Annotated in this window: 26 protein-coding genes; 11 read left to right on the forward strand and 15 right to left on the reverse strand. The window is 60.0% G+C overall.

Going from position 1 to position 24,423, the window contains the following annotated elements:
* Positions 1–69: 69 nt before the first annotated feature.
* The 4 genes from CBB62_01000 to CBB62_01015 all read right to left on the reverse strand — a co-directional run bounded on the left by CBB62_01000 (position 70) and on the right by CBB62_01015 (position 4,365).
* The gene (locus CBB62_01000; GenBank protein ID OUT40980.1) at positions 70–1,383 is read right to left on the reverse strand and encodes an HslU--HslV peptidase ATPase subunit; all 1,314 of its coding nucleotides are present in this window, start codon (positions 1,381–1,383) and stop codon (positions 70–72) included.
* Between the two features lie 74 nt (positions 1,384–1,457).
* Positions 1,458–2,030 carry an HslU--HslV peptidase proteolytic subunit gene (locus tag CBB62_01005; GenBank protein ID OUT40981.1) on the reverse strand — a complete coding sequence of 191 codons (573 nt, stop codon included), beginning with the start codon at positions 2,028–2,030 and terminating at the stop codon, positions 1,458–1,460.
* A gap of 100 nt (positions 2,031–2,130) precedes the next feature.
* Positions 2,131–2,931, reverse strand: coding sequence for a hypothetical protein (locus CBB62_01010; protein OUT40982.1), 801 nt, complete (start codon positions 2,929–2,931; stop codon positions 2,131–2,133).
* A gap of 33 nt (positions 2,932–2,964) precedes the next feature.
* A complete protein-coding gene (locus CBB62_01015; protein OUT40983.1) occupies positions 2,965–4,365 on the reverse strand; it encodes a hypothetical protein in 1,401 nt (466 codons plus the stop codon).
* A 209-nt stretch (positions 4,366–4,574) separates the two neighbouring features.
* On the opposite strand from CBB62_01015, the gene CBB62_01020 reads away from it, so the two are divergent.
* The 7 genes from CBB62_01020 to CBB62_01050 all read left to right on the forward strand — a co-directional run bounded on the left by CBB62_01020 (position 4,575) and on the right by CBB62_01050 (position 8,957).
* Positions 4,575–5,246 carry an imidazoleglycerol-phosphate dehydratase gene (locus tag CBB62_01020; protein OUT40984.1) on the forward strand — a complete coding sequence of 224 codons (672 nt, stop codon included), beginning with the start codon at positions 4,575–4,577 and terminating at the stop codon, positions 5,244–5,246.
* An 81-nt stretch (positions 5,247–5,327) separates the two neighbouring features.
* A complete protein-coding gene (locus CBB62_01025) occupies positions 5,328–5,984 on the forward strand; it encodes an imidazole glycerol phosphate synthase subunit HisH (GenBank protein OUT42569.1) in 657 nt (218 codons plus the stop codon).
* A gap of 58 nt (positions 5,985–6,042) precedes the next feature.
* Entirely contained in the window at positions 6,043–6,624 is a 582-nt protein-coding gene (locus CBB62_01030) for a GNAT family N-acetyltransferase (GenBank protein ID OUT40985.1), read from the forward strand.
* A 40-nt stretch (positions 6,625–6,664) separates the two neighbouring features.
* Positions 6,665–7,405, forward strand: coding sequence for a 1-(5-phosphoribosyl)-5-[(5-phosphoribosylamino)methylideneamino]imidazole-4-carboxamide isomerase (locus tag CBB62_01035; protein OUT40986.1), 741 nt, complete (start codon positions 6,665–6,667; stop codon positions 7,403–7,405).
* 11 nt (positions 7,406–7,416) lie between these two features.
* Positions 7,417–8,208, forward strand: a complete 792-nt coding sequence (locus CBB62_01040; GenBank protein ID OUT40987.1) for an imidazole glycerol phosphate synthase subunit HisF — start codon at positions 7,417–7,419, stop codon at positions 8,206–8,208.
* Between the two features lie 31 nt (positions 8,209–8,239).
* Positions 8,240–8,539 (forward strand): phosphoribosyl-ATP diphosphatase, encoded by a 300-nt coding sequence (locus CBB62_01045; GenBank protein OUT42570.1) that lies wholly within the window; start codon positions 8,240–8,242, stop codon positions 8,537–8,539.
* A gap of 49 nt (positions 8,540–8,588) precedes the next feature.
* On the forward strand, positions 8,589–8,957 hold the full coding sequence (locus CBB62_01050) for a histidine triad nucleotide-binding protein (protein ID OUT42571.1): 369 nt from the start codon (positions 8,589–8,591) through the stop codon (positions 8,955–8,957).
* A gap of 26 nt (positions 8,958–8,983) precedes the next feature.
* On the opposite strand, the gene CBB62_01055 is transcribed toward CBB62_01050, so the two are convergent.
* The 3 genes from CBB62_01055 to CBB62_01065 form a co-directional block, all read right to left on the reverse strand.
* Positions 8,984–9,793: a hypothetical protein gene (locus tag CBB62_01055; GenBank protein ID OUT40988.1), complete on the reverse strand. Its 810-nt coding sequence runs from the start codon at positions 9,791–9,793 to the stop codon at positions 8,984–8,986.
* 191 nt (positions 9,794–9,984) lie between these two features.
* Positions 9,985–10,188: a hypothetical protein gene (locus CBB62_01060; GenBank protein OUT40989.1), complete on the reverse strand. Its 204-nt coding sequence runs from the start codon at positions 10,186–10,188 to the stop codon at positions 9,985–9,987.
* Positions 10,189–10,270: 82 nt separating this feature from the next.
* Positions 10,271–11,047 (reverse strand): hypothetical protein, encoded by a 777-nt coding sequence (locus CBB62_01065; protein ID OUT40990.1) that lies wholly within the window; start codon positions 11,045–11,047, stop codon positions 10,271–10,273.
* Between the two features lie 309 nt (positions 11,048–11,356).
* On the opposite strand from CBB62_01065, the gene CBB62_01070 reads away from it, so the two are divergent.
* Positions 11,357–12,871 carry an AAA family ATPase gene (locus CBB62_01070; GenBank protein ID OUT40991.1) on the forward strand — a complete coding sequence of 505 codons (1,515 nt, stop codon included), beginning with the start codon at positions 11,357–11,359 and terminating at the stop codon, positions 12,869–12,871.
* A 3-nt stretch (positions 12,872–12,874) separates the two neighbouring features.
* Here the strand turns inward: CBB62_01070 and CBB62_01075 are convergent, their stop codons facing one another.
* Positions 12,875–13,288 (reverse strand): hypothetical protein, encoded by a 414-nt coding sequence (locus CBB62_01075; protein ID OUT40992.1) that lies wholly within the window; start codon positions 13,286–13,288, stop codon positions 12,875–12,877.
* A gap of 307 nt (positions 13,289–13,595) precedes the next feature.
* On the opposite strand from CBB62_01075, the gene CBB62_01080 reads away from it, so the two are divergent.
* Both CBB62_01080 and CBB62_01085 read left to right on the forward strand, forming a co-directional pair.
* Complete coding sequence (locus tag CBB62_01080; GenBank protein OUT40993.1) at positions 13,596–16,124, forward strand: hypothetical protein; 2,529 nt, start codon at positions 13,596–13,598, stop codon at positions 16,122–16,124.
* A 103-nt stretch (positions 16,125–16,227) separates the two neighbouring features.
* Positions 16,228–16,944 carry a hypothetical protein gene (locus CBB62_01085; GenBank protein ID OUT40994.1) on the forward strand — a complete coding sequence of 239 codons (717 nt, stop codon included), beginning with the start codon at positions 16,228–16,230 and terminating at the stop codon, positions 16,942–16,944.
* Here CBB62_01085 and CBB62_01090 read toward each other — a convergent pair.
* The 5 genes from CBB62_01090 to CBB62_01110 form a co-directional block, all read right to left on the reverse strand.
* Positions 16,941–17,897 (reverse strand): glutathione synthase, encoded by a 957-nt coding sequence (locus CBB62_01090; GenBank protein ID OUT40995.1) that lies wholly within the window; start codon positions 17,895–17,897, stop codon positions 16,941–16,943. The two genes, CBB62_01085 and CBB62_01090, sit on opposite strands and share 4 nt — an antisense overlap.
* A gap of 49 nt (positions 17,898–17,946) precedes the next feature.
* Positions 17,947–18,795, reverse strand: a complete 849-nt coding sequence (locus CBB62_01095) for a hypothetical protein (GenBank protein ID OUT40996.1) — start codon at positions 18,793–18,795, stop codon at positions 17,947–17,949.
* A 21-nt stretch (positions 18,796–18,816) separates the two neighbouring features.
* The gene (locus CBB62_01100; protein ID OUT42572.1) at positions 18,817–19,575 is read right to left on the reverse strand and encodes a hypothetical protein; all 759 of its coding nucleotides are present in this window, start codon (positions 19,573–19,575) and stop codon (positions 18,817–18,819) included.
* Between the two features lie 86 nt (positions 19,576–19,661).
* Entirely contained in the window at positions 19,662–20,075 is a 414-nt protein-coding gene (locus CBB62_01105) for a hypothetical protein (GenBank protein OUT40997.1), read from the reverse strand.
* Entirely contained in the window at positions 20,062–20,931 is an 870-nt protein-coding gene (locus CBB62_01110) for a 16S rRNA (cytidine(1402)-2'-O)-methyltransferase (GenBank protein ID OUT42573.1), read from the reverse strand. Before CBB62_01110 ends, CBB62_01105 begins: the two co-directional genes overlap by 14 nt.
* Positions 20,932–20,982: 51 nt before the next feature.
* Here CBB62_01110 and CBB62_01115 point away from each other — a divergent pair, with 51 nt between their 5' ends.
* On the forward strand, positions 20,983–22,518 hold the full coding sequence (locus CBB62_01115; protein ID OUT40998.1) for a hypothetical protein: 1,536 nt from the start codon (positions 20,983–20,985) through the stop codon (positions 22,516–22,518).
* A 22-nt stretch (positions 22,519–22,540) separates the two neighbouring features.
* On the opposite strand, the gene CBB62_01120 is transcribed toward CBB62_01115, so the two are convergent.
* Positions 22,541–23,743, reverse strand: a complete 1,203-nt coding sequence (locus CBB62_01120) for a coproporphyrinogen III oxidase (GenBank protein OUT40999.1) — start codon at positions 23,741–23,743, stop codon at positions 22,541–22,543.
* 2 nt (positions 23,744–23,745) lie between these two features.
* On the reverse strand, positions 23,746–24,423 hold the full coding sequence (locus tag CBB62_01125) for a non-canonical purine NTP pyrophosphatase, RdgB/HAM1 family (GenBank protein ID OUT41000.1): 678 nt from the start codon (positions 24,421–24,423) through the stop codon (positions 23,746–23,748).

Raw genomic sequence — 24,423 nt, forward strand, 5'->3', positions numbered from 1 at the left:
ATACCAGAATATGCGCAAAGCCGCTGAAAGCGCAAAAGGTATTGAATGCACAATGATAAAGTGAACGCCTTACAGGATAAACTTCGACAGGTCGGCATCCTTGGCGAGTTCGCCGACGTGTTGGTTGACCATATCGGCATTGATGGTGATGGTTTCGCCCTTGCGGTCGGAGGCGGTGTAGCTGATGTCTTCCAGCAGGCGTTCCATAACCGTCTGCAGGCGGCGGGCACCAATATTCTCGACCGATGAATTGATCTGCACCGTCAGTTTCGCCAGCGCGTCAATCGCGTCATCCGTGAAATCGAGGGTCACACCCTCGGTTCCCATCAGGGCGACATACTGCTTGATCAGGCTGGCCTCGGGCTCGGTCAGGATGCGACGGAAATCCTCTTCCGTCAGAGCCCTCAGCTCGACCCGGATCGGCAGGCGGCCCTGCAGTTCCGGCAGCATGTCCGACGGTTTCGCCACATGGAAGGCACCGGAAGCAATGAACAGGATATGGTCGGTCTTGACCGCACCGTATTTGGTGGAGACGGTCGTGCCCTCGATCAGCGGCAGCAGGTCACGCTGGACGCCCTCACGGCTGACATCACCGCCCTTATATTCGGAACGGGCGGAAATCTTGTCGATCTCGTCGAGGAAGACGATGCCGTTCTGCTCCACCGCCTCACGCGCCTCATCGACCACCTTCTCCTCATCGAGCAGCTTGTCGGCCTCTTCGGAGACGAGGATCTCATAACTTTCCTTGACGTTCATCCGGCGCTTTTTGGTTGGCGGGCTGAATGCCTTGCCCATGATGTCCTGCAGGTTGATCATGCCCATCTGGGCACCGGGCATGCCGGGAATGTCGATAGTCGGCATCCCGCCACCGCCGCTGGCATCGACCACATCAATCTCGATCTCGCGATCATCCAACTCGCCGGAGCGCAACCGCTCACGGAACTTGTTGCGGGTCTCCTCGGAAGCCTGCTCACCGACCAGCGCGTCGATCACCCGTTCCTCGGCATGGATTTCAGCCTTGGCATGTACGGCCTTGCGCTGCTTTTCCTTGGTCATGGTGATCGCGGTTTCGATCAGGTCGCGGATGATCTGCTCCACATCACGACCGACATAGCCGACCTCGGTAAACTTGGTCGCCTCAACCTTGATAAAGGGCGCTTCGGCCAGTTTTGCCAGACGGCGGGCGATCTCGGTCTTGCCGCAACCGGTCGGGCCGATCATCAGGATGTTTTTCGGCAGCACTTCCTCACGCAGCGGGCTTTCCAGCTGCTGACGGCGCCAGCGGTTGCGCAACGCAACCGCGACGGCACGTTTGGCGTCGTTCTGGCCGATGATGAAGCGATCAAGCTCGGAAACAATCTCGCGGGGTGAAAAAGCAGTCATAATCACGGTTTCTCAGAATGTCGGATGCGGCGCAGTCGCCGCCGGTAAGCCTCGGATACGAACGGGAAAGGCCCCTATTCGATATCGAGCTCCTCAATGGTCAGGTTGTGGTTGGTATAGACGCAGATATCGCCAGCAATCTTCATCGCCTTCTCGACCACATCACGGGCACTCAGATCATCGCGGTCGATCAGGGCACGGGCAGCGGCGAGGGCATAATTGCCGCCGGAGCCGATACCGATCACGCCGTCATCCGGCTCCAGCACATCGCCATTGCCGGTAATCACCAGACTGGTCTTGGCATCGGAAACCGCCATCAGCGCTTCCAGACGGCGCAGGTAACGATCCGTGCGCCAGTCCTTCGCCAGTTCCACCGCCGCGCGGGTCAACTGTCCGGGATAGGTCTCGAGCTTGGCTTCCAACCGCTCGAACAGGGTGAAGGCATCGGCGGTGGCACCGGCAAATCCGGCGATCACCTCGCCCTTGCCGAGGGTGCGCACCTTGCGGGCGGTACCCTTCATGACCGTGTCACCCATGGACACCTGGCCATCGCCACCGATCACGGTCTTGCCGTCTTTACGAACACAGAGAATGGTAGTGCCGTGCCAATCGGGGGCACCATGGGCGGAACTTGAATGATGAGACATGAATTTATAAGGCCGTTGCTGGCGGGAACTGTAAGTGTTTATGACCGGTAGATGTGGCCTGCAGCATCAAAGGTCAAGATATAGCGGCGATCACCCCATGCTATAGCGGCTGGCTGTTACTGTCGTCGATAAAGCGGGTGACCAGTGTTGCGGCGGCGTCCATGGCCTGTTTCCAGTCAGCGAGCAGGTTATGGCTGAAGGTCATTTCCACCTGCACCCGGTCATTGACTTTGAGACGAGCCTGACACTGATGCGGGGCGCTCGACAGCGGCAGTTGCACACACAGCATCCAGACCAGCGGCGTCTCATCCGGTTCGACCGGCACCAGCACCCGCCCGAACTCGAAATTCGGCATGCCGCCGAACGGCCTTGGTGCCTCCATCGGCTGCATATCCGCCTCTTCCTTCGGTTTCGAGGCATAGATGCGCAGCCCACCATCATCGCTCAACCCGTAATCATAGGGGTTGAGCTGAAGCTGGGCATCACGGGTCAGCTCGAGGCTGAGGCTGGTTGATCCGGCAATCTGCAGGGTCACGAAGCGGTTGAAATGGCCGAGCATGATCGCCGCCGGGTCCTGCCCCGGTTCAACCGTGAAATTCTCCACATCGAGACAGGCCGGTTTCAGCGTCGGCCATGAGGCACGCAGGATCAGACTGACGGTCCGCTCACGGTAATTCTCCGGCGGGATCGGCAGATAAGGGACGGGCACGGTGAGCCGGATCGGCTTGTCGGCATCGGGATGGCTGGCATCCGGGATGATCAGGGCAAATTCCCGTGCCTTGCCCTTTTCGGTACAGGTCGGGTTGAAGGCCGCGGCATCGCGTGCCATCCCGGCCAGCGCACAGGCCAGAAGCACGGCGCACAGCACCATGAGTTCCTTGCCGCAGGGTTTTGGCATCATGACTTGAGCCTTTCTCAAGCGCTGTATCGGCGCTTACGGTCGGTCAGCCACTGCATCACCGATCAGCCCGTTGATCGGGGCAAAACAGACCAGACCCGTATGGTTGCCGTTTTCGCCCGGAACCGCAAGGCCCAGAACATTGCCGCTCGCATCGACCAGCAGGCCACCGAGCTGTAACGGGTCCTGACCGAGCATGATCCGGCGCGCAACCGGCAGGTCGGCCTCCATCAACTGTCGGCCTGCAAGACCGTCAGTATTGCCGCATGTGCCACTGACCACACCGCGACTGACCGCAGGCTCAAAACCGCGCTGTGCCGGGCTGGTGACGGCATAGAGCAGATCACCGACAATCGGTGCCCGATCGGCCATGGGCAGGGCGGGCAGGATACGCTCCCCACCCCGGATCAGCACCAGCCGGTAGGGTGTTTCATGATGCGGTTGATACCACGCACCGCTATAGCGCTCGCCATCGGTATCGGTAACGCGCAGGATCGCAGCATTGTCATCTACGGCCATCCGGGGCATCGGCACCAGCGCCAGCATATCCTCATCCTTCAGGCCGACCACAACGCCCGGCACCGGCCCGGCGCTGGTATCAACCCGGATCATGGAAGCAAGCAAGCGCCCCGCATGGCGGTCGAGCCGCCCCTGCAATGGCGAGGGACGATCAAATACCGGCAGCAGCGATGCCGGTGCCGGGAATGCTGGCGCGACTGCACTCACCCCGGTCGCCTGTACCGCAAGTACAGGTGCCGCTATGGCTGTTACCGGCGTTTCTTCAACATTTGCGGCGGTCGTCTGCGGTCCGTCGAGATGCTGGCGCAGATCGCGGGTGAAGATGCCAAGCGCCTTGGCCAGCACGGTAGCGGCCAGTACCTTGCGGCCCTGCCATGCCGGTTCGTCGAGGCTGTCGATGGCTTTGGTCTCACCGGTCAGGATCAACCGCCCGGTGCCATCATAGGCGCGCCAATCGACACGGATATACCCGTCGCCGCTCTCGCCCTGCCGGTCACCGGTCAGGAAATTGGTCTTGCGGCACATGGCAAGGCGCAGATCGGTGACCCGTCCGCGAATGTCGATCCGTCGTTCATCGGGGATGCCCACCGGCAGCTGATCCACATCGAACCCGGCCTGCTGCAGAGCGCTCTGCGCGCCCAGTTGCCACCAGTATGACCGGTGACTGCTTTGCAAATCATTGGGGAACAGATTGCTGTATGGCCCGGCGCAATCAATATGCAGCGCATAATCGCCAATGCGCCGGTTGGCGGGCAGGGCGAGGATCAGGTCGGTCATTTCCGCATGGGCGAGTTGGCCGAGCGTCACGGGTTCGACATGGCCGCCAGACCCGTCATGCAGGACCGGCAATTCGGTGCCGGAACATGCCGCCAGCAGCAGAACCGCAACGAAGCCCGCAACCCCGCCGGGATTACTCAATCTATTCAATATCATGGATGGAACCGTCCCCCCGTTCGGTTCAATCTGCCTGCCCGGATAGTTAAATCGCATTATCCCCGGCATTTGTCACGGAGGTTCAGGCTTTTAGCCCTATTTTTCCGCTGTTTATCAGGTTTGGCTTGACGGAACGGCGTTTGGCATGGCCTCTCAATGCTTTCAGGATTTTGACCGCTACAGGAACCGCCGCCATGGCTGGGAAAAAACCCACAGCATCTGCCGACAAGACCCCGACCGCACGGATCGCCGAGGTCAGACGCAATACCCGTGAAACCAAGATTTCCGTCTCGATCAATCTGGACGGCACCGGTCAGGCCAATAACCAGACCGGGATCGGGTTTTTCGACCATATGCTCGACCAGCTGGCGCGGCACAGCCTGATGGATATCACTGTTGCCTGTAACGGCGATCTGCATATTGACGCTCACCATTCGGTTGAGGATGTGGGCTGGGCACTGGGTGCGGCCCTGAACGAGGCGCTGGGCGCACGCGCCGGGATCAACCGGTTCGGCAATGCCTTCACGCCTATGGATGAGGCCCTGACCCGCTGCTCCATCGACCTGTCACAGCGCCCGTTTCTGGTGTTCCGCACCCGCTTTACCGCGCCGATGCTCGGCACCATGGCGACCGAACTGGTGCGTGAGTTCTTTCAGGCCTTTGCCCAGGCTGGCGGCATCACCCTGCATATCCACACTCTCTATGGTGACAACAATCACCATATCGCCGAGAGCTGCTTCAAGGCGGTTGCCCGCGCGCTGAAAGAGGCGATTGCGGTTGATCCGCGACAGGCAGGCATGGTTCCATCAACCAAGGGCACCCTGTCCCCGGCTGCCATCAGCGGCACCAGCAAAACCAAGAACTGAAGCGATCCTTCGCCCATGTTGACCACCGAGATGACCGATCAGGACCAGCAAGCCAAAGGCGACAAGACAGCAACCGGCGCCATGTCGGTGGTTGTGGTTGATTATGGCTCGGGCAATCTGCGCTCGGTTGCCAAAGCGGTCGAACATGCCGCCAATGACGGCAATGTTAAGGGCACGATCAAGGTCAGTCAGGACCCGGCGGACATCCGGGCTGCCGACCGTCTTGTTCTGCCCGGTCAGGGCGCCTTCGCCGATTGCCGAAACGGCCTTGCCGCCGTACCGGGCCTGCTCGATGCGCTCGAGGAGCATGTGACGGTGCACCAGCGCCCGTTGTTCGGCATTTGCGTCGGTATGCAGCTGTTTGCCGATGAGGGGCATGAACATGGTGTGCATCCGGGCTTCGGCTGGATCGGCGGGACGGTTGATGCCATCACCGACCAGATCGGGACCCTGCCACCGGGCCTGAAGATTCCACATATGGGCTGGAACGAACTGACACTGGATATGCCCGACCACCCGGTTCTGGCCGGTGTGCACAATGGCGACCATGTCTATTTCGCCCATTCATACGCCATGCGTGTGACCGACCCGGCCCATCGCCTCGCCCATGCCGCCTATGGTGCCAAGCTGACCGCCATGGTGGGCCGTGACCATATCGTCGGCACGCAGTTCCACCCGGAAAAGAGTCAGGCTGTGGGCTTGCGTCTGCTACAAAACTTCCTCGGCTGGGCGCCCTGAGGCAAACCCCGCCGCATTACTTGATCAAAACCGCATTCTTTCAGGCAACCGCAGACATATGACCAGCAATAGCGTATCGAGCATCACGGTCGAGGAACTGACAGAATTCAGGCCCGGCGACCTCCCCGATCTGTGCGAGGCGGCCGAGGCGGCAATTCTCGATGGCGGCGGGTTCGGCTGGCTGACCCCGCCCGAACGCGATGTCTTTGAACGGTTCTGGCGCGGTGTACTGGTGGTGCCGGAACGACACCTGTTTGTCGGTCGTGCCGATGGGGTCATTGCCGGCTCGGCGCAACTGATCCGCGCTCCGCGCAACAATGAGGCACAGGCCCATGTGGCCAATCTGACCGCCCTATTCGTCGCCCCCTGGGCGCGCAGTTTCGGCGTGGCGCGCAAGATTATCGAGGGCATCATCGACACCGCCCTTGAGCATGATCTGAAAACCCTCAACCTCGATGTCCGTGAGAGCCAGACAGCGGCGATCCGGCTCTATGAGGGCATGGGCTTCCGGCAATGGGGCAACCATCCGGCCTATGCCCATGTCAATGGCCGTCCGGTTGGCGGGCGGTTCTATTATCTCGACCTGACCAATCCGGAACTGATCAAAGGCAATAAATCCAGTGCCGATGTCAGCGCCTGACCGACCCTTCAACCGATAACAGCAAGAAGCTCGTAAAACAGTGATCCTTTATCCGGCTATTGACCTCAAAGATGGTGCCTGCGTCCGCCTGCTCCGTGGCGACATGACCAAAGTAACCGTCTACAACACCGATCCCGCCGATCAGGCAAAACAGTTTGCCGAAGACGGGTTCGAGTGGATCCATCTGGTCGACCTCAACGGTGCCGTCGAAGGCAAGGCCGTCAACAGCGACGCCGTGGCCGCAGTGGTCAAGGCGGTCGATATCCCGGTCCAGCTCGGCGGTGGTATCCGCAGCATGAACAGCATCGAGACATGGATCGAAAACGGTGTCAGCCGGGTCATTCTCGGCACCATCGCCCTGCGCGAACCGGAGCTGGTCAAGGAAGCCTGTATCGAGTTTCCGGGCAAGATCGCGGTCGGTATCGATGCCCGTGACGGTCTCGTCGCCGTTTCCGGCTGGGTCGAGACCTCCGAGGTCAAGGCGCTGGATCTGGCACTGCGCTATGAGGATTGCGGCGTCTCGGCCATCGTCTATACCGACATCAACCGCGACGGCGCGATGAAGGGTCTGAACATTGACGCGACAGCCGATCTCGCCTTTGCGCTCACCACACCGGTGATTGCCTCGGGCGGCGTGTCCTCGCTCGACGACCTGCGCGCGCTCAAGGCGGAATCCCATACCGGGATCGAGGGTGTCATCAGCGGCAAGGCGCTCTATGACGGGCGGATTGATCCGAAAATGGCGCTCAATATCCTGAAAGATCGCAGACAGAACGGATAAGGTAACCATCCATGAGCGCGAGCCAGAGCGACAGCAGCATCGACCTGAAGGCCCGGATCATTCCCTGCCTCGACGTCAAGGACGGTCGGGTGGTCAAGGGCGTCAACTTTGTCGACCTGATCGATGCCGGTGACCCGGTTGAACAGGCCAAGGTCTATGACGCTGCCGGGGCCGATGAGCTCTGCTTCCTCGACATTACCGCTTCATCGGACAACCGCAACATCATCCTCGATGTAGTGGCACGTACAGCCGATGCCGTGTTCATGCCGATCACCGTTGGCGGGGGCGTACGTACGGTTGATGACATACGCCGCCTGCTGCTCGCCGGTGCCGACAAGGTTTCCATCAACACCGCCGCCGTACACCGCCCGGAATTTGTCGCCGAGGCGGCAGAGAAATTCGGCAACCAGTGCATCGTCGTCGCGGTTGACGCCAAATCGGTTGGCGATGGCCGCTGGGAAGTCTTCACCCATGGCGGCCGTAACCCGACCGGTATCGACGCCATCGAATGGGCCGCGAAGATGGCCGATCTCGGGGCCGGGGAAATTTTGCTGACCTCCATGGATCGTGACGGCACCAAACAGGGCTTTGACAATGGCCTGACCCGCGCCGTGGCCGATGCCGTGCCGGTGCCGGTAATCGCCTCGGGTGGCGTCGGCAATCTTGACCACCTCGTCGATGGCGTACGCCTCGGCGGTGCCAGCGCCGTACTTGCCGCCTCGATCTTCCATTTCGGCACCCATTCCATCGCAGATGCCAAGCAGCACATGGCCGCCGCCGGGCTGCCGATACGCCTCAGCTGATACAGACAGATACGAAACGGGACCAATGACCATGGCAAACACTGCCGCCTTTCTCGACCAGCTTGACGCCCTCCTCGCCGAGCGCAAGGGCGCGGACCCGGAGAGCAGCTATACCGCCAGCCTCTATGCCCGAGGCACGGCCAAGATCGCCCAGAAGGTAGGCGAGGAGGCGGTGGAAACCGTGATTGAAGCGATGCAGGGCAACAAGGAACTGCTGGCCGAAGAGAGCGCCGATCTGCTCTATCACCTGCTCGTGCTCTGGCAGGCCTGCGACCTGCCCGCCTCTGCGGTCTATGACGTACTGGCCCGCCGCCACGGCGACAGCGACTAACAATAACAACAGCCACACAGCCACCACTGATCATTCAGGGATGACCACCATGACCGCTTATGATGACAACAACATCTTTGCCAAAATCCTGCGCGGCGAAATCCCCTGCGACAAGGTGCTGGAAAATGATCATGTGCTGGCGTTCCGGGACATTGCACCGGTCAGGCCAACCCATGTGCTGGTGATCCCCAAGGGCCAATATGTTTCCATGGACGACTTTACCGCCAGGGCCAGCGATGCGGAAATGGCGGCCTTCGTCCGGGCTATTGGCGATGTGGCGCGGCTCGACGGTATTGAGGGTGATGGCTATCGCATCCTGTCCAATATCGGCAAGCATGGCCGTCAGGAAGTACCGCATCTGCACGTACACGTCATCGGCGGCGATGATGTCGGTCCAATGATCAGCAAACGCGATTGATTTGGATGCTTGACTTGGCGCTTGAGTTACTGCCCCCGACGGGCGAACCAGAGCGATGAAAACCCGCCGCTGACAATCACCACCAGACCGATCAGGCTGAGCCAATCCGGCCAGTCGCCAAAAATCACATACCCGAAGAAGGTAGCCGCCAGCAGTTGGCTGTAGATCAGCGGTGCCACGAGGCTTGCCGGGGTCGTACGGTTGACCACAACCAGCAGGTAATTACCCGCCGCCGAGCAAATGGCACTCGCCGTCACCAGAAAGCACAACCACCAGTCAATCTCACTGGCAGCATGGGTCATACCGAGCGGCGCCAGCAGCAAACCGCCGATCAGCAGTTGTGAGAGCAGCAGGAAGCGCGGGCGGAACGATCCGGCAAGCCAGCGGGTCGCGACCAGATAGGAGCCATGGCAGCACCCGGCCAGCATGGCAAAGCCCATCCCCGCGGTCATACCGAAGCCCGGCTTGACCACAAGCAGGACACCGAGAAAGCTGAACAGCAGCAAACCGGTCCGGCGGTAGGAAATCCGCTCCTTCAGCAGCCATGCCGACATGAAATAGGACACGATCGGGCTGATGAAAAAGCCGCCAAAGACATTGGCGATCGGTTCTGTTCTGAGCGCGGTCAGGATCGAGCAGATAGCGCAGATGATAAACAGCGCCCGCAGCCACAGCCGCCAGTCGAGCAGTGCGACCAGTTCCTCACGCTTCAACCCGCAAAACGGCAACAGGAACAGCGCGCCGAGGGCAAAACGCGACCAGGCGACAAAGAACGGCGCGATGCCGCCACCGGTCATCAGCTTGCCAGCGGAATCGCCGAGTACGATAAAGGACATGGCGCAGACAATGGCTGCAACAGCCCTGAAGGGAACCACATGGACCAAAAGACACCGCAGGGATCAACGGATGCGCCGGAAATGGCAGCGCGTAATCAATCAGAAAGTAAGGGTCAGGCTAACCAATAGCCCATATGCTGATAAGCCATGTTTGGGCATCACAGCTATGTTGGCAGCGAGATAATCCGGATTTACCCGTTCAACAGCATATGACGCATGGCCGATCCCAGATCGCCATCATCGTCAAACATCGCTGCCATTTCATAATTCGTCAGCTGGCGCTGCTCACGCATGATGTGGCGCAGGGTTCTGGTAAATTTGCGGCGTTTCTGGCGCTGCTCATCGGTCATATCTTCATCGACATCGGACGGCAGCAGGTCGGATGCTTTTACCATATTTCCCATTCCCGACTTCATCCTTCCCCCAAGGATAAAACAAAACCGGTCGGGATGATAACACCCGACCGATTACTTTGCTTTACATGCCCATACGTGGCGTTGTCGGCACGGCCTTCGGCGGCGCAGGTGCATCAAGCGACATCTCGAAACTTGGCGCATCCATGCTCATACTCGGCTGTGAGGCCGGATCGCGGCCCATCACCCGATCCACCATACCGGTAACCGGATTGGTCATCTTCGGCGTTTGCCCCTTGAAGTCCATGCCTTCGCTCTGTTTCGGGAAGACCATATGGGCGAGCATATGACCCAGTGAGTGGCTAGTGGCATGCTGACCGAACAGACCATGCTCCTTGGCCTTGTCCTTCAGTTCTTCACCTTCAAGATATGCAGCCGTGCCGACCATCGCCATCCGGCGCTTCATGGCCATGCGCTGCTCATGCGCCTGACGCAGGCGCTCTTCTTCCTTGAAGTCATTGGTAGCGAGAGCAACCTGACGTGCCCGCTGGGCCGCCATCTGCACGATGGCTCCCATATTGGGACGATTGGTGCGGGATGCGATCTGGACCGCCTTCTGCACGTTTCCCCCAACGCGCATCATGACCTGTGGGCTTTTGACAGTATCGGCAGTGAGACCGCCACCGCTGCGACGCAGATTGCGACCGACCTGACCCATCTGGGTGGCGGTTGCACCCTCCGGCACCGGGCCACGACCGATTTCCGACGCTGCCACTCTGGAAACCTCCCGCCACAGGGTCTCCATCATCATCGGATTGCTCTGCATGGCGGCAATCGGATCGATATCACTTGTACTTAAATCACGTAAATCGCTGTTCGCGATCATAAGGGTTTTCTCCATTCCTAACGGTGGACGAACAACCCATCGATCTGCTTGGGGCCATAATCCCCTTTTAAGGCCAGTTTACGCTTCGCTTTTCTTACAAAAACCGAGGCCAAAACCGACCCTGGCACCAGCGTTTCGGGGCTATTTCGCCCTTCATACCCTTACGCTATCGTAAAGTCGTGAAAGTGCCAAATCCGATTCGGTATTCAGCTTGGCATTTATCGCCACAGCGGTTACCGATAGAATTTATTACTGCCACCCGATCATCCCACCGCAATCCATTCGTATTCCGCTCTCAACCCTCTGGGAAACTTCCGCTTACACATGGTCGCGCGTATCCGCACTATTGCCTTTCAGGGCGTTGACGTTCTCGGCATTGATGTTCAGGCCCAGATCAGTCAGGGCCTGCCGTCCTTTACCATTGTGGGACTGCCGGACAAGGCAGTGGGCGAGAGCCGGGAGCGGGTGCGTGCCGCGCTGCACGCGATGGGGCTGGCGCTGCCCCCCAAACGGATCACCATCAATCTGGCCCCCGCCGATGTGCAGAAAGAGGGCAGCCATTTCGACCTGCCGATCGCGCTGGCACTGCTGGTGGCGATGGACGTAATTTCGGGCGAGGAACTGGCCAGCTATACCGCCCTAGGCGAACTGGCGCTGGATGGTGGCATTTCCGCTGTCGCCGGGGTTCTGCCCGCCGCGGTCGATGCCCTGACCAATGATCACGGGCTGATCTGCCCCGCCGCCTGTGGTGCCGAGGCCGCCTGGGCCGGCGATCTCGACGTCATCGCCCCACCCTCGCTGATTGCCCTGATCAACCATTTGCGCGGGCATCAGGTACTGACCCCGCCGAGCCCGCCTGACGACCCTGTACCGGGACTGAAAGCCGACCTCGCCGATGTACGGGGTCAGGAAACCGCACGCCGGGCGCTGGAGATCACCGCCGCCGGTGGCCACAACATGCTGATGTGCGGCCCGCCCGGTTCCGGCAAATCGATGCTGGCGGCGCGCCTGCCCGGCATCATGCCGCCCCTGACAGCCCGGGAAGCGCTAGATGTTTCGATGATCCACTCGGTTGCCGGGCTGCTCGCCGATGGCAAGCTTCTGCATGAACGCCCGTTCCGTGACCCACATCACTCCGCCAGCCCGGCAGCGCTGGTCGGCGGCGGGTTGCGGGTCAGGCCAGGGGAAATTTCCCTCGCCCATAACGGCATCCTGTTTCTCGATGAGTTGCCGGAGTTCCAGCGCTCGGTGCTGGAGGCCCTGCGTCAGCCGATGGAGACCGGCGAGGTGGTGGTGGCCCGCGCCAATCACCATGTGCGCTACCCGGCCAAATTCCAGTTCATTGCTGCCATGAACCCGTGCCGTTGCGCCGAACCGGACGGGCTGTGCCGTCGCGGGCCGCGCTGCGCCAGCGACTATCAGGCGCGCATTTCTGGCCCGATCTATGACCGGATCGATCTGCATGTGGAAGTCCCGGCGGTCAAACCCCGCGATCTGGCACAGGAAGCGCCGGGCGAAACGAGTGCCGCCGTCCTGCAGCGGGTTATGGCCGCACGTAGGATACAGACCGAGCGCTTCGCCGCCCTCGGCAAACCGGAACTGAGCCGCAATTCGGAACTGGCAGGCGACATGCTGACCGAGGCGGCGGCCATGCTGCCGGAAGCACAGGAAATGCTGTATCAGGCTGCAGACCGCATGGGCCTGTCGGCACGGGGTTATCACCGGGTTATCCGGGTCTCACGCACAATCGCCGATCTGGCGGCAGAAACTTCCATCAGCCGGAGCCATGTGGCGGAGGCATTGAGTTACCGGCGCATGATACCGGGTATGGCGGCCTAGACGTCAGGCGTCTTCCTGTGGCGGCGGGTTGTGATCGACCTGCGGCTTTATGGTTTTGGTGGTATCCACCATGTCGTTCATATTGCGCAGCCGGTCGGTCAGCATCCGGAACCAGGCGCGCATGAAATCATCGAGTTCATTGATCTTGGATCGCAGGGCGGGTTCGGTAACCACCACAAGCTCGACCGAACTGGACGCGGCCACGGCATCAGCCGAGCGCGGCGCACTGTCGATCAGGGCGAGTTCGCCAAACAGCTGCCCCTTGCCGAGGGTCGCGAGGATCACCTTCTTGCCATCACGACGGCGGACGATATTCACCCGCCCGGCCCGGATCAGATAGGCCGCATAGGCCGCGTCACCTTCGCGGAAAATATAATCGTCCTGATAGAATGTTTTGCGATCAAGAATGGTGTTCATGGGGCTGGCAGCAAGCTGGTGGACAATGGAAAGACAATTTCACCTGAAACGTAGATTGGCAAGCAGAACACAGCGCAAGCGCCTTATAAAGCGGAATAACTTTATCCTATGACGGGCACAGATCATGACATACGGTGCGATGCATAGTTCATAAATAGAAACTTAAAAATTAAGCTCTATATCTGTTTTCTGCGTTTCGAAATCCGGTTGCTTCGTCAGGTGGCAATAGTCTCCTGACAGCCGCAAACAAAATGGATTGATCGGAATATTTTCGGAGTTTGCAACAGACGACGTATGACAATGCCTTATGCCTAAACGTATTTTACGTGCATCGCTGGTGCTGCCACTGGTCACACTGGTTGCCGTCGGTGCCATTTCGGGCCTTGGAATTGCACAGCTGATCAACCAGCATGAGCGTGCTCTGATCTTTGAGACCGAGCAGCGACTGGGCACGACCCTCGGCATCATGTCTGAGCATCTGGATCAGAGTTTTAGAGCCCTCGACACGCTCGTCACCTCCGTTGTCTCAGCCAAGGCAGCAAGCGGCAGCAGTCTGGATATCACCGATTTCATTACCGAAACGCACACGATTCTCAAACGGTCGATCGATCACCTGCCGCAATTCAAGACCTATGTCCTCATCTCCGATAACGGTATCATCATCAGCAGCAACAACATCAATCTGATCGGCCTTGATGTCAGCGACCGCAATTATTTCCGTACCCATCGAACAGACCCGACCAATGGATATCTGGACAAACCCATTACCTCACGCCGGACTGCGCGACGGGTGGTGCCGCTCAGTTGGGCGATTACCAATACCGATGGGTCACTGATCGGTGTACTGGCGGTTAATTTCAGTGCCGAATATTTCGACGACATTGCCGCCAACCTGACCGAGGCATACAGCGATGCCTCTATTTCCATCGCTTATTCTGACAAGACAATCTTTGCGAACAGCAATGGTGATTACAGCGCATCCCTTGATCCGTACTCTGGACAGAACCCGGTCACGGCGATGCGCACCAGTAATGATCTTCCCCTACAATTGGTAGCACAAGTGCCGCGGGCTGCCGTACTGGCTGTTTCAGGCAATAAAACATCTGTCATCTGGGTGGCCTATACACTCACCATGATCTTCCTGACGATCATGGTTCTGGGCATGGGTCGTGCCTTGTACATTACACGGCTGGCCCGCGACCGGGCACGGGAGACCGAAACCCGGCAGACCCAGATGTTCTCGATGATCAGTCACGAGATCAAAACCCCCTTGACCGGTATGCTCGGATTATCCGATCTGTTGCTGAAGCAGGAACTCACCGAACAGCAGCGTGATTATGTGCAATCGATTGCAAGAGCCGGCAAGGATATGCGCGTGATCGTTAATGACGTGCTTGATCTCGGCAAGCTGGAGCGTGGCCAGCTGCGCCTGCAGCCGACCATCAGCGATGTATCGTCGATCGTCCGTGATGCCGCAGACCTCTATGCCAGCCAGGCATCACAGAACAATACCTCGATTGCCGTCGATATCCCCGACGACCTGCCGACGCTTTATATTGATGGCCACCGGCTGGCCCAGATCGTGCGCAACTTCGTCAGCAATGCGACCAAGTTCACTACGGATGGTGAGATCCGCATCACCGTCAGCCATGGCCGGGACCTGAACACCAGTTTTGCCGATGACAAGGGCGAGGAACTGCCGGCCCTGACCATCCGTGTCTCAGATACCGGCACCGGCATCCCGGAAGACAAACAGCGCTATGTCTTCGAGCGATACAGCCAGTTCCATGTGCAACAGGAAGAAGGGCCGGACGGTACCGGTCTCGGCCTTGCGATCTGCAAGCAACTGACCGAGGCCATGGGCGGAACCATCGGTTTCACCAGCACCAGCGGCAAGGGCACAACTTTCTGGATCAAGATACCGGCTCCGGAATCCAGTCGGATATACTCATCCATCAACGATATTTCCGAAGTGGTCAGCGAACAGGCACTCAACCTGCTGGTTGTCGATGACAATTCACTGAACCGCAAAATGGCCAGCGCATATCTGGAAAATCTCGGCTACCGGGCCGATACGGCGGAGAATGGCGAAGTGGCCGTCGAGCGGGCACAGGCCGTACACTATGACGCCATTCTGCTCGATATCAACATGCCGGGGATGAGCGGCTGGGACGTTGCCGACAAGCTGAAATCTATCCCGGCGACCGCCGATGTGCCGCTGATTGCCCTGACCGCCAGCAATCTCGACACCATCGAGGAAAAGCTGAGCACCCACCACTTCACGGGCTATCTGGAAAAGCCGGTAAACTGGAAGCAACTGGTTGATATGCTGAACGCATTGCCGGTGCGAGACAGAACAGATGTGGTTGATGATGATCCGATGCTGATGACCTCGATTGATCCGGCTGCCAATCCGACAACGCCTGCCGATCCGCTCACCCTCTGGCGGGAGGCGATGGAAATGCCGCTGATTGATACGGCAATCCAGCAGGAATTACGGGATGCGATCGGCGATGCGGCGACCGACAAGCTGACTGCCCGCTTTGTTGAGCGGTTGGATAATTTTGCCTTGCTGGCCCGGAACCAGCTCACGGCAGATGCCGGGGAGGAATGGGAAACCGCGTGCCATGACATGAAGGGCATGTCCGGCTCACTGGGCTTTGCGCGGCTTGCCGCCCTCAGCGCCGTGATGCACGATCATGGCTGGCCGCTAACAGCAGGAGCGGACAGCAATGATCACGATCCTGAAACCATGCTCGAACAGCTGCTGACCACGATCAGCGACACCATGGCTGCCCTGAACACACCATCTGAGAGCAAACGCGCCCTGCCCTGAACTACCAAATGTCACCCCTGAAACCGCATCGTGCTTTCATGGAAACAGGGTATTTAATACACCAACAATTTTGATGCGAACCAGAGCGGCGGGGACCAAAGCCATGACCACACGATCATCCTATGGACATAGCGGCGACACCAATCCGGCAACCCGTGCCACCCCCGGTGCCGGTCTTGATGTGCTGGTTGCCCTCTGCGCCGATCCAGCAACCCGTGATGCGGAACAGAATGGCGGGCAAGATGGCGGACAGGATACCAAGGGCTGGTTCTGGCTGATCGAGATGCGCATCCATCTGGGCATTATCACCCGCTGCCATTCCGTCGGTTTCGCCATAGCGCCACCGGGCATGGATGACCTGATGTTCACCTCCGCCCCGCCACAGGGCGATGAGGCGGCCCGGCTGCTCGATACCGTCACCGGCTATTGCATCGCCAACCGCAACCTCAATTCCGTGCGTGGCACCGCTCGCTCCGATATGGACCGCAACCGGGTTATCACCGGCCTGAAAACCATGGCCGATGAACCCGATGCCCTGCCGGTACTGGATAATGTTATCGGCAAGCTCGGCAGTTTCACCATGACCGATGACAACGATCTGATGGCTGCGATGGCCAAGGATACCTTGTGCCCCGGTCTTGGCCCGGTTGCCCTGCGCACCGCGCTGATGAATGAACTGAGCTACACCAACCACCGCCGCGATCTGGCACTGATCGCACAGGATGATGCGGTTGAACCGACCCTGCTCGGTGCCAATGACAACCTGCCGGTGCCGGAAGTCTGCACCGAACCACCAAGCTTCGAGCTGATCGGTTCTTAAGCGAGACGCGCTTCCAGCGCATCCCATAACAGCTTCTCGATATGAATACCGTCGAGCGCGTTGATTTCCTGAATGCCGGTCGGTGAGGTGACGTTGATCTCGGTCAGATACTCACCAATCACATCAATCCCGACAAAAATCAGTCCCTGCTCGCGCAGGGTCGGTGCCAGTTGACGACAGATTTCCTGTTCACGGTCGGTCAGGACGGTTTTGCGGGCACTGCCACCGGCATGGAAATTCGCCCGTGCCTCACCGTCATTGGGCATCCGGCTGACCGCGCCCACCGGCTCGCCCTCAACCAGAATGATCCGCTTGTCGCCCTGTTTGATCTCCGGCAGGTAGCGCTGGCAGATCAGTGCCTCACGGCTGGCGGCATGGAACATCTCGAGCAGTGAGCCGAGGTTTTCATCCTCCGGCGTCACATGGAACACCCCGGCCCCGCCATTGCCGAAAATCGGCTTGATGATAATGTCCTTGTGCTTGGCCCGGAACGCCTTGATCGCCTCAACATCGCGGGTAATCAGGGTTGGTGGCAGCAAACCCGGAAACAGGGTGGCGAACAGCTTCTCCGGCGCATTCCGCACCGCGGTAGGGTTATTGACCACCAGCGTCTTGTCCGCGACCAGATCGAGGAAATGGGTCGCCGTGATATAGGCCATATCGAAGGGCGGGTCCTGCCGCATCAGGATGACATCGGTGGTTGCCAGCTCGAGCATTTCCGGTGCGCCGAACTCGAAATAGCCATCGGCCTGATTGCCGCTTTCCGGCCGCCAGACCCGCATGGGATGGGCCATCGCCATGACCTTGCCATCCTCATACAACAGGGCGTCAGGCAGGTAGTGATAGAGACGGTGGCCGCGGGCCTGTGCCTCCAGCGCCATCATATAGCTGCTGTCGGCATTGATATTGATGCTCTCCATCGGGTCCATCTGGATGGCGACGGTCAGGCTCATGATCGGATTTCTCGAAAAGTGTCAGAGGGGTGTTGGAACAGACTAAAGCCTAGTTCAGCTTGTGACGCAACTCACGGGCGAGGCTGGCGGCCTCGGCGGATGCCTGCGGGTCTTCATCGACGAGAGCTGCGGCCTCCAGCGCATCAATCGCATGCTGCAATTTACCAACCCGGATATTGAGCATTGCCGCCTCACGCCGCAGGTCGGAATCCATCGGATTGAGCCAGACCATCTGCTCGACACAGGACAGCGCAGCATCCTCGTTATCGGCCTGCAACTGCCGGATCTTGACGTTATTGCGCAGCCGCATGAGGACATCGCGGCGGCTGACCACCTGTTCATGGGTCGGCCCGAATTCGGCATCAGGACCGCGATGGGCCTTCAGCAGCAGCCGCAGCTCGCCCGGCTGGCGCTCGGTCAGGCCATCGAAAGGATCAATCACCGCCCGCTCGCGCCCGACGGTCAGTTGCAGCAGGAAGTGGCCGGGAAAATTCAGCCCTGCCATCTGCCAGCCGAGGCGATCGGCCAGCGCCAGACAAATCAGGCCGATGGCGACCGGCAGACCGCGTCGCCGCTCGATAACACTCAGGATATTGGCATTGTGCATGGCGTCATAATCTTGTTCGTCGCCACGATAGCCCTCGGCCTCGATCACCACTGATCGCATGGCCGCCAGATGGGTCGAGAGATCGGCCTGCACCTCGCCATCGGGCATGGCGTGCCGGATGGCAGTCGCCATCTCGTTCAGATGCCGCTGATAGGGGTCGAGCGGCACCGGCTCTTCCAGTGTGCCGAGATCAAACAGGGCAAAGGCACCGGCTATCTGCAACAGATCGAGTGCTTCATCATCCTGTTGCCCGGCGGCCCGGAGCAGTGCCTCTGCGGCCGCTAGGTCCATATTGTGTGTTTCCGGTTCTTGTTATTGCGGGTCCAGCGTTTCCACCGATACGCTTCCCGGCGCACCGGTACCCGTTACTGACGGCGCAGGGGCCGATGCAGAAGCAGGTGCCGATTGCATGGTATCAGTCGGCGTTGCCGCCGTCTGCTCCGTTGCATCACTCTGCGGCACTTCGTCAATCAGACGGACATAACTGACCACCCGGCGCACGCTCTCGATATTGCGGGCATGGCCGACCACCCGGTCAAGTTCGGTCTTGCTGAGGGCGATACCCATCAGATAGACCACGCCGCCCACCGTATCGATGGAGTAATTCACCGCGCTGACTTCCCGGTCAAAGGTCAGCTTGGCGCGCAGCTCGTTGGCAATACGCACATCGCGGGCATAGCCCCGAATGCCTTCATCCTCGCCCGCAAGCTGGATTTCGTTGATGACTTCCTTCACGCCATCGACCTGCCAGGCGAGACGAACCGCATCAACCCGCAGGTCCGGATCGTCGAGCACACCGGTAATCAGCACCCGGCCCTCAACAACGGTCAGGTCGAGCGCACTGAACATCGGCTCGTTGTGCCGGAACCAGCGCTCGGAAATCTTGGTCTGCATCACCACATCATCGAGCGCGCTGCCGACCGTGCGCTCTTGTGCGGCGGCGACACCAACAGTCGCCCCGGCACCAACGGCAGCACCAACCGGCGTGCAGCCGGTTGCGGCCAATGCCAGAATGCCCAGCGAAACAGCGGTAAAGGTACCGGTCTGGATAGAGAGAAGCTTGTTGCGCATCATGTTCGTTTCTCCGAAAAAACCGACAACCGCATATAGAGGAACAGGCGCCGCCATCGATTTTTTCGGGCGATCAGCCTGATCCGTCAGCTCAGTCCGGCTGTCCATGCGTTTGCTATATGGTGTGGCCAACGGCCGGGGATAACCAGCACCATATCAAAGCGGTGCATTTCGGCTTTTTTGTGTGGCGGCTGTGCCATCAACCGTTGGGACAGATACCATTGTGCTGCCCGCTCGATCCGGGCGCGGGATTGCGGGCTGATGGCATGGGCGGCATCGGCCAGTTCCGCTCGTGCCTTGACCTCGACAAAGGCGACAACCCGGCCCCGTTTGACGACCAGATCAATCTCCCCCACCGGGGTTTTGAACCGGCGCTCAAGTATCCGGTAGCCCTTCACCTGCAGCGACAGAGCGGCCAGCCATTCGGCCCGCACACCGCGCGCATGGGCGGCTGTACCCTGTGCCGATTTATCAGAATGTGACCGGCTATTCCGCGGCATCTTTGATCGCCAGAGCGCGAGCATAAACGTCACGCTTGTCGAGACCATGGGCACCGCTGACCAGACGCACCGCATCCTTGACTGTATGGCGCGACATCGCCTCGCGCAGCAGGGCATCGATATCGACGGTGGCGGTATCAGGCAGGCCGTCGGACGGGCCGATAACCACCACGCATTCGCCCTTGAGCATGATCTTTTTCGCCGTTGCCTGTTCGGACAGTTCCGGCAGGGTCGCGCGGATTACCTGTTCATGGCGCTTGGTCAACTCACGGGTCAGGGCGGCATCACGATCGCCGAACACCTCCGCCGCATCGCTCAGGAAAGCAGTCATGCGCTTGGCGGTCTCGAATACCACCAGACTGGCCGTGGCATCGCGCCAGTCCTGTAGTACGCGCTTGCGTCCGGCACTGCGCGGCGGCAGGAAACCGAGAAACACAAACCGGTCGGTCGGCAGGCCGGACAGCTGCAATGCGGTCAGAACCGAACTCGCCCCCGGTGCCGTGGTCACATGCAGACCGGCATCAACCACATCATTGACCAGCTTGTAGCCGGGATCGGACACCAGCGGCGTGCCGGCATCAGAGATCAGTGCGATAGTAGCCCCAGCCTTCAGACGTTCGAGGATCTTGGGCCGTTGTTCGGCAGCATTATGGTCATGATAGGCCCAGAGCGTCTTATCGAGGCCGTAATAATCCAGCAGCTTGCGACTGACCCGTGTGTCCTCACACAGCACAATATCGGCAGCGGCCAGCACATGGAGCGCCTGAATGGTAATATCACTCAACCGCCCGATGGGTGTCGCCACCAGATGCAGGCCCTTGTCGATTACCTGTGGCGGTAGATTTAACCGTGGGATTTGGCTATCGGTATCGGGATTATCGGTCACACTGCGTTACCGGTTGGACTGATGAGGCCACCTGATACTAGGCCGGGCGGCATTGAGAGTGTAGATCAATCAGATATGTACAGAACTGTGACCAAAAGCTCTAGCGTTACCCGTCTTGCCGCCTGCCTTACGGTATGGCTGATGCTCGGCATGCTGCTGACCGCCTGTTCAAGCCAGTCCAATGGCGGCCCGGCGGCGGAAATGTACAGCCAGCAGGGCCAGAACCAGAGCCAGTCGGCCCGGATTGCCGGACCGCTGACCAATGCCGACGAGCTGGCCACCCGCGCCCCGGACCAGACCATCATTCTGAATGACGGCACCATCGGTCATCCGCGCGGTCGCCCGGTCAAGGTCGGGATGCTGCTACCACTCACCGGTCGCGGCTCAGAGGTCGGACAGGCACTGTTTCAGGCCGGGCAACTGGCGATGTTCGAGGCGGCGGACGACAACTTCGTCCTGATCCCGCGCGACACCAACGGTACGCCCGAGGGCGCACAGGCCGCCATGGCCTCGCTGCTGGCGGAGAATGTGGAACTGATCCTCGGCCCGCTGTTCAGCAGCTCGGTCGGTGCGGTCAAGGCAATGGCCGTTGATGCCGGTGTCAACATGATCGCCTTTACCACCGATTGGCGTCAGGCAACCCCGGCGGGCAGCGGTCGCATCGGTACACCTGGCGGCTCCGGTGTCTATGTCATGGGCATTCTGCCATTCAGTCAGGTTGACCGGATTATCGCGTATGCCGCCTCACGCGGGCTTGGTCGTCTCGGCATTCTGGCACCCGAAAGCACCTATGCCGATATCGTGGTTGAAACCGCCATTCGCGCGGCCCCGAGCTATGGTGTCGATATTACCAAGATCACCCGCTATCCCGATGATGTCGAGGATCTGCGCCCGGTGGTCGAGGGCTTCACCGATTATCCGGCCCGTCAGGCCAAGCTGAAAGCCGTGGTCAGCGAACTGTCGGCCCGTACAGACACCGCGTCCCGTCAGGCCCTGCGCCAACTGCGCGGCGCCGACACCTACGGCGAGCCACCCTATGATGCCGCCCTGATCGTCGATGGCGGCCAGCGGATCAGCATTATTGGCCCGCTGCTGCCGTTCTTCGACATTGACCCACGGGTTGTGCAACTGCTCGGCACCGGCATCTGGGATGATCCGAACATCCTGCGTGAACCGACACTGGAAGGCGCATGGTTTGCCTCCCCGGCCCCGGCCCAGCGCGAGAAATTCAGCCGCGATTACCAGCAGACCTTCGGCAGTGCGCCACCACGGATCGCGACAATCGGTTATGACGCCGTTGCCCTCGCCGCCGTTCTGGCCCGCCGCAATGTGGATTTCTATACTGATGAGAAGGAAATCCGCGATGCCGCCTGGACCAGCCGGATTTACCGCAGCGACGTGCTGACCAACCCCAACGGCTTTGCCGGTACCGATGGCATCTTCCGGTTCCGCCCAAGCGGACTGGTTGAACGCGGCTTGGCGGTGATCGAGATCGATGACACCGGGTTTCAGGTGCTCGACCCCGCGCGCAATACCTTTGAAGAAATCGTCTATTAGAACCGGTCAGGCCAACCGCTAGCTAGATCAGCAGGTCAGCCAGTACCGAGTTCAGCCGCTGGCGACCGTCCGCGGTCAACATCAGCCGGGTATCATCAAGACTGGCCAGCCCCTGCGCCACCATCCGGTCGAGCGCCGGACGTTTGACCGAGTGCTGCCAGTCCTGCGCGCCGAGTGCGGTGATGCGCTCAAGCTCGACCCCTTCGACCAGCCGCAACCCCATCATCAGGTATTCCGTTACCTGTTCCGCCGGATTGATCGCCTCGAACGGCTTGGCGGCATGGCCCTGCTGCGCAACCTGATCGAGCCAGACTTCCGGTGCGAGATGGGTGCGTGTGCCAACGCGGGTGCCATCGGCAAGGGTCAGCCGGCCATGGGCACCCGGCCCGACACCGACATAATCACCATAGCGCCAATAGGTCAGGTTGTGGCGGCTCGCCTCACCCGGCCGGGCATGGTTGGAAATCTCATAGGCCGGCATACCGGCAGCAGCGGTGGCCGCCTGTGTTGCCTCGAACAGATCACCAGCCAGTTCGTCATCCGGCACCTGAAACGCGCCGCGATTGTGCAGGGTATAGAACTGCGTGCCCTGTTCGATGGTCAGCTGATAGGCGGAGAGGTGATCGCATCCGGCCTCGAGCGCCTGTTTCAGCTCGACTTCCCAGTCCGCCACCGTCTGTTCCGGTCGCGCATAGATCAGGTCGAAGGAGACCCGGTTGAAATACTGCCGAGCCAGCTTGACCGCCGCCATGGCCTCGGCAGCCGAATGCTGGCGACCGAGGAAGGCAAGGTCACGGTCATGCAGCGACTGCACACCGAGGGAAACCCGGTTGACCCCGGCAGCGGCAAAACCGGCAAATTTCGCGGCTTCTACCGAGGTTGGATTGGCCTCCAGCGTGATTTCGATCCCCTCGGCAACCGGCCAGCACTCGTTGATCGCCTCGATCACCCCGGCGGTGGTCGCCGGGTCCATGAGCGATGGCGTGCCACCACCGAAGAAGACGGAGGTGACCTGCCGGTTCGGGACGAGGTTTGCGAAATGCCGCAACTCGGTCACCAGCGCCTGTTGCCAGCGGGCATGATCCACCGCCTCGCGCACATGGCTGTTGAAGTCGCAATAGGGGCATTTTTTGGCGCAGAACGGCCAATGCACATATATGCCGAAACCGGGATCAGCAGCCCGTGCCGGGTTGTCCGATGGGCTGTCCGGTATCTGCGTTGCCATGATCAATGGGCAAGCGTCCGGCGCGGTTCCTGTTCGCGGACAGGGGCAGGGCCGGTTGGTGGCAGATGATTGGCGACAAACTGCTCGAAGGCACGGGTGCGGGCACTGTAGCCGCGTTTCTCGTCATCATTCATTTCGCCGAAGGTCTTGTCGGCACCATCGGGCTGAAAGATCGGGTCGAAGCCGAAACCATTGGCGCCACGGGGCAGTTCGGCAATCGTGCCGGTTACCTCGCCGCGCACCATACGGACATCGCCATCAGGCCATGCGAGCGCCAGCACCGTGACCATGGTCGCTTTGCGCTGGGCCGGATCGGTAGCGCCCTTTTTCTCGAGCGCATCGAGGATTTTGGCATTGCCGAGAGCCTCATCGCGACCGCCCTTGCCGTCATAGGTCCAGTCGGCCATGTAGACGCCGGGCTGGTTGTCGAGGGCAGCTACTTCCAGACCACTATCATCGGCCAGTGCCGGACGACCGGATGCCTTGGCCGCCGCCAGTGCCTTGATCGTGGCATTCTCCTCGAAGGTGGTGCCGGTCTCGTCAGCCTGGGTCAGGCGCAGTTTGCGCAGGCCCAGAACCTTGTCGACAACACCGGCGGTCAGGCGTGATACCGCATTGATTTTACCGGGATTGTCAGAAGCGAGAACGAGTGGCTCTCCGGGGGTCAGATGACGGGTCAT

It is taken from the genome of Micavibrio sp. TMED2 (genome assembly GCA_002168225.1).
Classification (GTDB): domain Bacteria; phylum Pseudomonadota; class Alphaproteobacteria; order TMED2; family TMED2; genus TMED2.